At 52.2% G+C, this 11,833-nt stretch carries 13 protein-coding genes and 1 pseudogene; 1 reads left to right on the forward strand and 13 read right to left on the reverse strand.

The features are described from left to right. The 11 genes and pseudogenes from pstC to FT726_RS23985 all read right to left on the reverse strand — a co-directional run. A pseudogene (gene pstC, locus FT726_RS23935) lies at nt 1–152 on the reverse strand (phosphate ABC transporter permease PstC); the annotation flags it as partial. Between the two features lie 86 nt (nt 153–238). Next, nucleotides 239–1,282 carry a phosphate ABC transporter substrate-binding protein PstS gene (gene pstS / locus FT726_RS23940; RefSeq protein WP_288423940.1) on the reverse strand — a complete coding sequence of 348 codons (1,044 nt, stop codon included), beginning with the start codon at nt 1,280–1,282 and terminating at the stop codon, nt 239–241. 166 nt (nt 1,283–1,448) lie between these two features. Continuing rightward, nucleotides 1,449–2,285, reverse strand: a complete 837-nt coding sequence (locus FT726_RS23945; RefSeq protein ID WP_346303568.1) for a hypothetical protein — start codon at nt 2,283–2,285, stop codon at nt 1,449–1,451. Nucleotides 2,286–2,301: 16 nt separating this feature from the next. Then, a complete protein-coding gene (locus FT726_RS23950) occupies nt 2,302–2,823 on the reverse strand; it encodes a fimbrial protein (protein WP_288423943.1) in 522 nt (173 codons plus the stop codon). Continuing rightward, nucleotides 2,823–3,305 carry a fimbrial protein gene (locus tag FT726_RS23955; protein WP_288423946.1) on the reverse strand — a complete coding sequence of 161 codons (483 nt, stop codon included), beginning with the start codon at nt 3,303–3,305 and terminating at the stop codon, nt 2,823–2,825. The genes FT726_RS23950 and FT726_RS23955 overlap by 1 nt, the downstream gene beginning before the upstream one ends. Nucleotide 3,306: 1 nt before the next feature. After that, a complete protein-coding gene (locus tag FT726_RS23960; protein ID WP_288423949.1) occupies nt 3,307–3,795 on the reverse strand; it encodes a fimbrial protein in 489 nt (162 codons plus the stop codon). Between the two features lie 20 nt (nt 3,796–3,815). Then, on the reverse strand, nt 3,816–4,319 hold the full coding sequence (locus FT726_RS23965) for a fimbrial protein (protein WP_058758209.1): 504 nt from the start codon (nt 4,317–4,319) through the stop codon (nt 3,816–3,818). Between the two features lie 56 nt (nt 4,320–4,375). Beyond that, a complete protein-coding gene (locus FT726_RS23970; protein ID WP_058758210.1) occupies nt 4,376–5,122 on the reverse strand; it encodes a fimbria/pilus periplasmic chaperone in 747 nt (248 codons plus the stop codon). 24 nt (nt 5,123–5,146) lie between these two features. Then, complete coding sequence (locus FT726_RS23975) at nt 5,147–7,666, reverse strand: outer membrane usher protein (RefSeq protein WP_288423952.1); 2,520 nt, start codon at nt 7,664–7,666, stop codon at nt 5,147–5,149. After that, nucleotides 7,666–8,190, reverse strand: a complete 525-nt coding sequence (locus FT726_RS23980) for a fimbrial protein (protein WP_058758212.1) — start codon at nt 8,188–8,190, stop codon at nt 7,666–7,668. The genes FT726_RS23975 and FT726_RS23980 overlap by 1 nt, the downstream gene beginning before the upstream one ends. A 66-nt stretch (nt 8,191–8,256) precedes the next feature. Further along, a complete protein-coding gene (locus FT726_RS23985) occupies nt 8,257–8,790 on the reverse strand; it encodes a fimbrial protein (RefSeq protein ID WP_058758213.1) in 534 nt (177 codons plus the stop codon). A 591-nt stretch (nt 8,791–9,381) separates the two neighbouring features. Here FT726_RS23985 and FT726_RS23990 point away from each other — a divergent pair. Then, nucleotides 9,382–10,032: a LuxR C-terminal-related transcriptional regulator gene (locus tag FT726_RS23990; protein WP_058758214.1), complete on the forward strand. Its 651-nt coding sequence runs from the start codon at nt 9,382–9,384 to the stop codon at nt 10,030–10,032. A 49-nt stretch (nt 10,033–10,081) separates the two neighbouring features. On the opposite strand, the gene FT726_RS23995 is transcribed toward FT726_RS23990, so the two are convergent. Both FT726_RS23995 and FT726_RS24000 read right to left on the reverse strand, forming a co-directional pair. Continuing rightward, nucleotides 10,082–10,900, reverse strand: coding sequence for a winged helix-turn-helix domain-containing protein (locus FT726_RS23995; RefSeq protein WP_058758215.1), 819 nt, complete (start codon nt 10,898–10,900; stop codon nt 10,082–10,084). A 448-nt stretch (nt 10,901–11,348) separates the two neighbouring features. Further along, on the reverse strand, nt 11,349–11,833 hold a 485-nt coding region (locus FT726_RS24000; RefSeq protein ID WP_346303569.1), incomplete at its 5' end, for an SIS domain-containing protein.

The following is an 11,833-nucleotide window of genomic DNA, read 5'->3' on the forward strand; positions in this document are numbered from 1 at the left end:
TTTTGGATGCTTGGCCAGGAGGAGAAAATCAGGGAGACGATAATGCCACCCATCAGCAGTAACACAATCAGCGCGGAGAGCTTCACCAGCGCGCCGAATATCATGTCGCCTTGCTTGCCCGGTGCTTTAAACGTCGGCTTAGTGGCAGCCATAGAATTCTCGATCTCAGAGGGTAATCAGGGCGGCAACGAGGCCGCCCATCAGGCTGGCCAGCGCGGGCGCTGGCCGGGTCATACACTTACTGGTACAGCGCTTTACCGGAACTGTCTTTGATGTTGGCTTTCCAGGCAGCACGAATCTGATTCGCTACGCTCTCTGGCAGCGCTGCGTAATCCAGCGCCGTGGCCGTTTTGCTGCCGCCTTTGTACGCCCAGTCAAAGAACTTCAGCACTTCACTGCCCTTCTCCGCATTCGCCTGCTCTTTGTAGATCAGGATGAAGGTGGTTGAGGTGATCGGCCATGCATCGTTGCCTTTCTGGAAGGTCAGATCCTGGGCAAAGGTTTTGCTCCAGTCAGCGCCTTTGGCGGCGTTAGCAAAGCTGGCTTCGCTCGGAGCCACTGGTTTGCCGTCGGCATCAACCAGTTTGGTGTAAGTCAGGTTGTTCTGTTTGGCGTAGGCATACTCTACGTAGCCAATCGAGCCCGGCAGACGCTGTACAAACGCGGCCACGCCGTCGTTACCTTTACCGCCCAGGCCGGTTGGCCAGTTGACGGTGTTGCCTTTACCGATTTTGCTGTTCCAGGTCTCGTTCACTTTAGACAGGTAGCTGGTGAAGACGAAAGAGGTGCCGGAACCATCCGCGCGGCGCACCACGTTGATGTTGGTGTCTGGCAGCTTCACGCCCGGGTTCAGTTTGGTGATCGCCGGATCGTTCCACTTGTTGATGGTACCGAGATAGATGTCGCCGACCGTTTTACCGTCGAGCGTCAGCTCACCAGATTTAACGCCGGGAATGTTCACCGCCAGCACCACGCCACCGATCACCGTCGGGAACTGGAACAGGCCATTTTTCTGCAGATCTTCTTCTTTCATCGGCGCATCGGACGCACCGAAATCCACGGTTTTGGCAATGATTTGCTTCACGCCACCCGAGGAACCAATACCCTGATAGTTGATTTTGCTACCGGTGGCTTGCTGATACTCTGCTGCCCACTTGGCATAAACCGGTGCCGGGAACGTCCCGCCTGCGCCTGTCAGGTCGGTGGCTGCAAAAGCAGAAACCGCGCTTACTGCGAAGGTGGCGGCGAGAATTCGGGCTACGGTGCTACGCATCAGTGTCATGTTCCCTCCAGGGGATTAAAAATCAGGCTTGACGCCGTTTTAGTAAGAGTCAGTGATTGCTGCTGGAGGCAAAATAGGACAGTTTGATGACAGTGAAATGTACGAATTGTGACAGTAATATGACAATCGCCGGCGCGGCGATTGTCATCACTATAAAGGAAGCGGGTTACTGAATGGTGGCCTGCAGCAGGTAAACCTTGTCGAAGGTGCCGGCTTCGGGCGTCCCGATAGTTTGCAGTTTTGAGGCGAATACCAGCGGGCGGCCCGGTGCTGTAAAATCCAGCTGTAATCCGTCCGGCTGTTGTCCGTCCAGCGTTATTTGACTGACAATATTCTGGCCGAGATCCAGCTCGTTGGGCGCCGTAAAGGTCAGGGTGGCATCCTCGCTGCAGGTGACGTTAATGTTGACGCGCGCTTCGTTACCGTTGACGTCGTAAACGTCCATCGAACCATGGCTTAAATAATAGGGGCCGCCGAGATCGCAGCTGCCGGGGTCCGGTTCAGGATCGGGGCCGGGACCGGGACCGGCAGTTCCACATTCATTACCAAATTCCGGACGTGTCCAATAATCATGAGTAACTTCACTAATGCTAAAACAAATTTTATCAATAGGATCACTAGAATACGTGGCTATATTCGAATATCCAAGCCCCCATGATTTAATTGCCAATGCAGCTATTTCATTTACCGTGCCTTCTCTTTCGTTAATAGCTTTACTATCTACTCGAATAATATCACCATGTTTATACACTACCACCACCACAATATAAAAATAACCATGGGTGGCTTCAATATATGTATCATCGCTGCCGATAATCCCAGCAGGGGTAATATTAAAGCTACAGTACCCACTTCCTGGTTTATTATTGTTATTATTATCTGGGAAGCTATCGTAAGGACAGTACTCGCGAGGAGTAACAACAATGGGTATTTTAACACCTGCTTCCGTTCTTAACGGAAATAAAAAAATCAGAAAAAACAAACAACAAAAATTTATTTTCATTATGACTACCTAAAATCTAATGATACAGGATGGCAAAGGTGCCGGATGCCGTAAATAGCCCCCTGACGATATTTTTATTTTCGACAGCATCAGGTTCTGCGGCGATATAGCTGACAAAATCCAGCTGAGTCGTCCCCGCCTGCACGGCAAAGCTGGCCGGCTGGTTAAACGGCAGCGCCTGGCCCTGCGGCGTTTCCAGCCCGATGGCGATGCCACGCGCCTGGCTGCCGGCATCCGGCGTCAGCAGTCCGGGCAGCGCCGCGCTCTCGTTACCGCTGAAGGTGATCTCCAGTGTATTGCCGAGCGCGAGATCGCAGTTCTCGAGATGCAGGCTAAACGGCTTACCGCGCGTGCGCTGATTGAGATACAGGTATTTATCCGGCATTGCGCCGAGATCGATCTGTAGCTCTTCATCACCCGGCCGGATGGTGCAGGCTTCCTGCACCAGCGCGCCGGTGAAATGCAGGTTATCCGCCGCCTGCGCCGCTGCGTGCCCGACCAGCAGCCACAGCAGCGCCACGTTGATTAAAGGATTCATTACTGATACTCCGCCAGCAGGGTGGCGCTGGCTTCAAACGCCCCTTCCTGCAGGATGCCGTTAGGATCTTTCACCGGCACCGCCCACAGTGCTGGCGGGCGCAGCGGATCAAGGGGAATGCGCGTGTTGAGCAGCAGCGGCTTATCGTCAGCGGTCAGCCGCAGGCCCAAATCGGCCACGTTAGTTTGCAAAGCCGCGTTGTCAAAGGCAGTGGCCACGCCGTTCACCGCCAGCTGCAGCTGCATGGGCGGCGCCTCAGGATCGAGCGGCGGACACTCCAGCTGGTACTCCACCTGTTTGCGGTAGTTGACGCCGTCGATTTTGTTGACGCCGAGCTTATCGCCAAAATCAATTTCCAGCGTATTGCCGCCGCTGATGGTGCACTGCGGCGGCGGCACCAACACACCGTAAAAGCTCACCTCCTCTGCGCGCGCAGAGCAGGCGAGCAGCGCCAGCAACATTAGAAGCGTCAGCGGTTGCATATCAGATGAATTCCACTTTTAGCGTGGCGTTGCCGTTGAACGCGCCGGCCGTCAGCGTGCTGCCGGTTTTTTTCACCGGTACCGCCTGCAGTACCGGCAGCGTCGGATAGGTAAAGCTGAGCCAGGTATTGAGGCTCAGCTGGGTGCCGGAGCCGCTGCCCTGCAGCAGTTTGATCCCCAGGTTAGTATTATTGGTGGTGAGCACTTTAGTATCCCATGACGGTGCGGTGCCGCTGAACTGCATGCGCATGGTATTTTTCGGGTTATTTTTACAGTCCAGGGTAAAAGTCACCGGCTTGATATAATTGACGCCGTCAACTTCGGTAGTGACCACCTGGCTACCAAAATCCACATCGATCGGTTTGGCTCCATTCACCTCACACGAAGGGGGTTCAACCAGCGTACCGTGAAACTGAGCCTGAATATCGAACGCGTGAACCGGTAATACAAACGCGTTAAACAAAATCGCCAGCAAAATAAATTTATTCATTAGTTATCCTTTAACTGTGGTTATTGTAATTCAATTACCAGCAACGCCGTTGCAGTAAAATCCCCACTGGTTAACGTCGCACTCCTTCGCTTATAGGGCGCAGCCGTAATTTTCGGTACATCAGGATAGGTGAAACTGTACCAGCTATTATTCACCGCAAGGTTGTAATCATCAGGATCATAAAAAGCAATCCCGAGATTCGCTTTTGTGGTTGCCAGCAGGCTGGGATGAAAGCTGGAGATCGTCCCGGTAACCTGAATCCTCATACTATTACTGGGTATCTCATTACAATTCATAGTAAACGGGACCGGCTGCAGATAATTAAATCCATTTATTTCATCGATATTTACCCGGCCAAATTCAACGGTAATCGGCTGATTATTATTAATGACGCAGCCCGACCCGGCCTGAACGGTTCCACTGATTCTTATTTCGGTGGAAGCCGTCTCGGCGTGGCTGAATAAAGGCCCAGTCGCGTTCAATGCGGCCAGCATCAGGGTCAGGCCCGTTAATTTACGCTTCATAATTTCGCCTGCTGCGCTCTGCGGTGATGAACGGCATCGTTTTCTCGTCCGCGTGATTACTGCTGGCGCTTTTCCGGCACCACGCGGCAGTCGCTGGCGCAGCGGAAGGTCAGCGCCGGACGGCCACCGTAGTCGTTGATGTAGGTTAACACCGGCGCGTTGCCCAGCGCGCTGGCGCTGCCGCCCAGCTTAATGCTGCCCTTCGGCGGCACCATCAGCGGCGCAAAGCCCGCCACCGTTTTGCCTTCCTTGTGCGTCGTGGCATCAACCAGGGTGATGTAATACGGCGTCGGGTTGTGTGCCATGTAGCTATCTCCCTGACGGGTCAACGTCAGCTGCTCCTGCCACGGATTCTCCATCGCTTTGCGATCCGGTACGATCGCCGCCGGCCGGTAGAACAGCTTCACACGGGTTTGCAGCGCAATCTGCAGCACGTTGGGCTTTTCACTGCGCGGTGGGATTTCGCGCAGATTAAAGTAGTAAACGGTCTCACGATCCTGCGGCAGCTGTGCCGCCGCCGGCAGCGCCTGCACCTTCATCTGGCTCTTTTCACCCGGCTCGATGCGCTGCACCGGCGGCAGCAGCACCAGCGGGCCATTCAGCTTATTGCCCTGCTCATCTTCAATCCAGCCCTGCGCCAGATAGGGTAATTTCTCGTTCTGGTTACGAATGGTCAGGCTGACCGCCTTTTCATTACCGTTATAGATCACCCGGGTACGATCCAGCGCCACCGCGGCCAGCGCCTGCTGTGCGGTCGCCAGCGTGAGCAGCGTCGCCAGAACTGTTTTTACTGAGGTATGCATGGTTAACTTTGCCCCTTTAAAGAATTAAATTTTTTCGTCTTCCCGCAGGCACGGTAAAAGTAATCCGCTGTACAGGTCATCAGGCAGCGTGGCAGGCAGCGTGACGGAACACTGCACCTGGCCATTCCAGCTCACGTCCATCCGTTCCGCCGGATGGACACCGCTCAAATAGATGTTGCCCTGATCGTAAATGATGCCGGTTTCCTGCTTTTTACTGTTCATCACGCTGGCACCGAACGGCGGCACCGAGCCGTCTGCCAGGCGAATGATCGCCATCGCTTTAGCACCGGCAATTACGTTAAAGCGACGGTAGCCTATGGCGCCTTCAGTCAGGGTGGTTTGCACCACCGAACGGGTGGCTTCGGCGTTGTCATCCAGTTTGCCAAAGTCAATGCGGGCGCTGCTGCGGTAATAGCTGTTGACATCGCTGATCACCGCTTTACCAAAGCGGTTGGTGTATACCGGTGCACCAAAGCCGCGCACCGGCACGTCAGGCACGCCGCTGGTATCCACTAACAGTCGGGTTCCGCCCAGCATCATGTTGCGGTGCAGCGCGCCGCCTTCAGGGGTCAGCACCGCGCCGCCCTGGGCAGACACACTCAGGCTGCTGTACTGCCCTTCCTGATAGTTGATGCTGGCGGTGGTATCAGCGATATCGCCGTGATGCGACACGTAACCGCCCATGCTGTTACCGCGCCGGCTGTGGCCTGCGCGCAGCTGATAACTGCTGTTTTCGTTGACGCGATCGTAATAACTGACGTCGTGACTGGTGTCATCGCGCTTCACATCAGCGCTGTAGCTGATATTGCTGCTGTTGCCGAACGGGAACGACAGCGAAATATAAGCGCCATCATCGGTGACTTTATTAAATTTGTTGCGATAGGCCGCCAGCGAAACGCTGACGTTTTTCAGGCGGCCAATGTCAAAGTAGCGCGACATCGACAGGCTGAAGTTATCGCTCGCCGGACGGTTCCAGTAACTCTGATGGGTGTAACTGAGGTAAGCGGTAACACCCAAATCACGAAACGATTTGTTCAGCGTCACGGTGTACATCTCTTTGTTGCGCCCGTTACGGCGCGCATCACGCTGCGCATTGAGATAATCGCCCATGGTCATAAAGTTGCGCTGTGAGAAGCGGTAGCCGGCAAACGTCACCTGGCTGTCATACTCTTCAAACCGCTTGGAGTAGCTCAGGCGGTAGGAGCGACCGCTCTGGGTACCAGTGTGCGGCAGCTTTGCCTGCGACTGGGTGGCGTCAAACGACAGCGCGCCGAGGAACAGCAGGTCACGCCCCAGCCCCACGGAAACCGCGCCGTAGCGCGCACTGGCGATACCGCCGCCGTACAGCGACCAGCCGTTATTGATCCCCCACGAATACTCACCGGCAGCAAAGGTTGGGCCGTTAATGTGATGGCGGAAATCCGACGGTCTGCCGGTGGCTAATTTGTAGCGCACGCGTCCCGGGCGGGTTAAGTACGGCACCGACGCCGTATTGACGGTAAATTTCTGTACCGTGCCGTCCTGCTCCTCAACGCGCACATCCAGCGTACCGTTGACCGCATCGTTAATGTCCTGGATACGGAACGGTCCGGTGGCGACGTGCGTTTCATAAATGACACGTCCCTGCTGGCTGATCACCACTTTGGCATTGGTTTTGGCAATCCCGGTTACCTCGGGCGCATAGCCACGCAGGTTCGGTGGCAGCATATTATCGTTGGAGTTCAGGCTGACGCCGGTAAAACGGAAACTGTCAAACACGTCTGAATAGAGGTAATTTTCGCCCAGCGACAGCTGCGCACGCAGGTGCGGCAGCGCGCGATAGGCATAAAAGCGGCTCCAGTCCCAGCGGGTGTCTGACATGCCGGTAGAGTTCTGGACGTGCGACGCCTGCCAGTCGGCGCGCACGCGCCACGGCCCAACGTTAGCACCACTGGTGCCGTTACCGCTCAGGTTGTAATATTTGCTGCCGCTGGCCTGCTGACGGCTGGCCTGGGCATACAGGTTGTAATCAAACAAAACGCCGGGCACGCCCTCATCCCAGCGCGCAGGCGGATCCCAGTCTGGCGAGCTGTACTCCAGATAAGCCTGTGGCAGGTTGATGCGCAGCGCTGAGTTACCCAGATCGCCGCGCGCTTCTGCGCCTTCCAGGCTGCTCAGGGTCAGGCACTGGCCGTTATGCCACCAGCTGAGTTTCTTTTGCGCATCCGGGCGCAGCCCCCACTGTTCCACCAGCGCAGGGGTAATACAGGCTTCACTGCCGGCGGGATCATTTTCGGGAGCTAAAAAGGTGATGTCCTGTTCTGGCAGTTCACTCTGGTTGAGATACACCACCATCGGGTAAGTCCCCGGCAGAATATAACCTTTCTGCGAAAACTGCTGAATATTAATATTTTCGCGTTCCTTAATATCCAGCATGTCGGTGTTAAATTGCAGTTCGGCGCTCAGAGCATAATCCGGACGGAATAGGGCAACGCTGATTAACACGCTGAGAATGTGCGCACCAGATAAGCGGAAGCGCGGGCTATTATTCGCAACCTGATGCATTAATGATAATCCATTTTCATGCGTACTGAGCTGTAATAATCACCCGCTTCAACCAGCGTTTGATGATTATGCTGAAAGTGTACGATATAGTTCAGCGCCATACCGGAATCATCCACGGTGTGGCTGCTTAAATAGTGCTGAAGCTGATGGGATTGCGCATCATCAATGCTGAAAGCAAGGCCGCGGCTTTTGCCGCTGACATTAAACAGACCGTCACGCTTTTCACCATCAAAAGAAATGTCAAAGTTGCGCTTATTATAATTAATTAATGTATCGCTCAGAATACAGTTGGTCAGGCGCAGCGAAAATGCCTGGGTCGCATTGCGCTGATCGCGCATCACATCGGTAATTGATGTCTGTTCAAAATCAACCGTCTGATCCTGATTACCTGCATCAATGGTACAGGCGGAAACAATGATCGCGCCGCGCATTTTTACCCGACCATTATCATTATCACTTTCAGTGGCAAATACCGGAAGAGACAACAACGCTGAACTGAGGGCAAAAGTGATAAACGCTTTCATAATTTCCGCCTGATTATATCGGGCGTGTGAATAACCACACGCCACACCCCAGCTAAGGGTGCTGAATTACTGGTAGGCCAGAGAGAAGTCAGCGATAGACTGGAATTCACCTGGATTGATGGTGGCAGAAGCACCGCCGCCCTGCAGGAAGGCTGCGAAGCTCAGGGTGTTGTTACCATCCTGTAAAGTCTGTGCATCCGTTGCCTGGCCCAGTGCGATTTTCTTACCAGAACCGTCGGTGATGGCGATGCTGGCGCCGGTAGCAGTACCGGTCATGCCCAGCAGGTCTTTGTCATACTGTGAGCTGGCACCGGTGAAAGTAGTGGTAACGGTTTTGAGCGTCGCGGTATCGCAGTTTTCCAGTTTGATCTGGAAAGGACGCGGGTTAGAGCTACCGGTTTTGTTCGCGGTTTCCAGCTGAGCTTTAGATACCTGACCCAGTTCTACAGTCTGATCAACGGTTTCAGGGGTGATTGAGCAAGGCGCATCAATAATAGAACCGGTGAAGGTTACGGTACCTGCACCATTACCTGCAGCCTGAGCGCCTGCTACTACACCAAATGCCATTACAGAAGCCAGCATGATTTTGTTCAGTTTCATTTTTATAAATTCCCGTTTAAGTAAAGTGAGTCATCAAGTTTTATTTAAATCGCAACAGCAATGCCGTTTGCTTCGGCGCCCATTTTCGATAAACGAGAAAGTTAAGCAATACACATCCCAGATCAAAAACAACTATTCACAAACTCAGAGAGCAAAAACAATTATTGACAAAATTAACAACTTAACTGCCTGTTTTTATAGTGTTTTTACAATTTGTGATTCACAACCCCACAGGACTGGAATGATGCAGATCAGTTATGAGGGCATTAATCGCGCTGGGTTTTTTCGGGATTAAGCGGGGATATGTAAATAATAATCAAATTAATATTATCGCATTGTTAATTGCAACAAAAAACAAACACAACTCACCATAACATAAAACACGACAGGTCTGTTTTGCAGGTAATAACTTTAGTTACCTAAGGTGCAATTCTGGCAAAAAGACCAAACCGGTTCTGACTACGTTTTTTTATAGATGTGTACCCGGGCAAATGGATTTCCCGGCGCTTCAGCATTTATCACAGCTATTAACTTGTGTTAATTGCCGGGCAAAAACACTATGGAGCGGTAATTTCACCAAAAGGAATCCAGATGAAAAATTACCGCGTTGCTATCGTTGATTTCAGTGGTTATATGGCACCGGCCTTATATACCTTTACCAATAGCCACTTAAAGCACTGCAAAGTGAATATCTGGCATCATCCGGTTGAATTGATCGAGCTGATTGACTACTGCCGCAAATCGCGCAATCGACCGCATGCCGTCATCTTTTATTTTTCTGATGAAGCGAAAAACTTCGCGAAAGAGAAGAACTTCATTTTAAGCTTCTCAACGGCATGCCCGAGCATCCGGGGCGTCGTCTTTACCTCGATTGATAGTTTTGTTGCACGTAAAATGAGTGAACGCACCTTTTATTCTGTCATCTCCAAGCGCGAGCCGCTGACCACCGTCAATGAGATGTTGCAGAGCAGTATTCAGGGACAAACCGCACTCAGTCCGCGCCTGGAGCAGCAATTAAATGCCGATCCGCATCAGGATGCGCTGGCCCGCAAGATATCCAGCCTTTCCCGCCGGGAGCATACGGTGATTCGCGAACTGTTAACCGGTATTTCACTGAGCAAGATCGCCTATAAACATGCTATCAATGTCAAAACGGCAGCCAGCTATAAATACTCAGCTTTCAGAAAGCTGGGAATTGAGGGCAATTCAACGCTGGCCAAAATGAAATTAGAATGGTTTTGAGAGGAACTGCACACAGCTCTTCCCGCTGTGTGCAGTAAAAACGGGCTGGTTACTGATGCTGCAATATGATGATGTTCTGGCAAAGCGCCCTGACGCGATGAATATCGCTATCACAAAGAAAATAGCTAAATGCGTTAGCTTCTATCGCATCTTCAACGTAGACCTTCTTCATCTCTTTTTTGTTTTCCAGCAGGTGATTAAACGCTTCGTTCTGGTGTATTAACGACTTAGCCTGCGCGATTTTTGTACTGTCTCTGATGATCTTTTCGCTGACGTACAGCTCTACATCATTGATTAAAAAGCCTTCCCGGATGAACACCTGCTCTTCGGCAACCCAGCGGTGAAAAGGCTGACTGTCCCACAATAGCCCTAGCGTTCCCAGCAATAACACCGTGACCAGACACAGCTTTAATTTATTACGCTGAGCGGACTGGCGATACTGCTCGCAGTTACTGTCGGGTATTGCCACCGTCACTTTCTGCGCATCCCCGACGCTGACGCGCTGCAGGGTTTCCTCGTGGCGCTGTTTATCCAGTAGCTCCACGCTGACACCATAGCTGAACTGGTAGCCCACCCGCGGCACCGTTACAATCAGGTTTTTATCCTGATGGAGCTGGGTAAAGCTTTTACGTAACAGGGCAATAACCTGATTCAGGCTGTTGTCCGACACAAAAAATCCGCGCTGGTGCCATGCTCCTTCAAGAAGCGTGCTTTTTTTAACCGGCTCTCCCTGGCTAACAAGCAGTAACTCAAGACAGCTGACGGCAGATGTCGGCAGCGTGATGTCATTTTCTGGCTGAGATATCGATTTCAGTATACCCGCTGCACTATCAAAAATGACGTCATCATTAATAAGATAGATATTCACAACAGCTCCTTTTTAAGCACGAGGCTTTATAAGAGACCCTCGCCTCCGCGTGGATATAAAGCTGGGCCATCCTATACGCGATAAGTTGCGTGAAGGAAATAAAAACAGTTGTGAATATTCCTTATTTTTTATCAAGAAAAAATTAAACCTTTACAATCATAAGGTTATTGGAAGGGTGTTTTTATGAAAAATTATCTGTACTGCGAAGGGGAATTAAAACATGAGAACAATAAACCGGTGGTAAGCGGCCTGAAAAAGGAGTTTTAGCACAGGCGGTTAAATAATTATGCAACCGTCAGGTAATAAATCGTAAAGTCACTTCCTTTTATTGCCAGCCATAGTGCATGAAACATATTGCAAAAAAATGAACGCGGAAGATTTTTTTCTAAAAAAAAGCCTGCCGCTCATGCTGGCAGGCTGTGGTTTGTATTGACTGACGATGCGGCGCTTATTCCACCGTGACCGATTTCGCCAGGTTACGCGGCTGGTCGACGTCGGTGCCTTTGATCAGCGCCACGTGGTAGGAGAGCAACTGCAGCGGCACGGTGTAGAAGATTGGGGCAATTACCTCTTCAACGTGCGGCAGCGGGATGATTTTCATGCCTTCGCTGTCGCTGAAACCGGCATCCTGGTCGGCAAACACATACAGCAGACCGCCGCGCGCGCGCACCTCTTCGATGTTGGATTTCAGCTTCTCCAGCAGTTCGTTGTTTGGTGCCACCACAATTACCGGCATATCGGCATCAATCAGCGCCAGCGGACCGTGCTTCAGTTCGCCCGCCGCATAGGCTTCGGCGTGGATGTAGGAGATCTCTTTCAGCTTCAGCGCCCCTTCCATGGCAATCGGATACTGATCGCCACGGCCAAGGAACAGCGCGTGATGCTTGTCAGAGAAGCCTTCGGCGAGATTCTCGATCACTTTATCCTGCGCCA

This window comes from Pantoea sp. Morm (assembly GCF_016643525.1).
In the GTDB taxonomy this organism is placed as follows: domain Bacteria; phylum Pseudomonadota; class Gammaproteobacteria; order Enterobacterales; family Enterobacteriaceae; genus Pantoea; species Pantoea dispersa.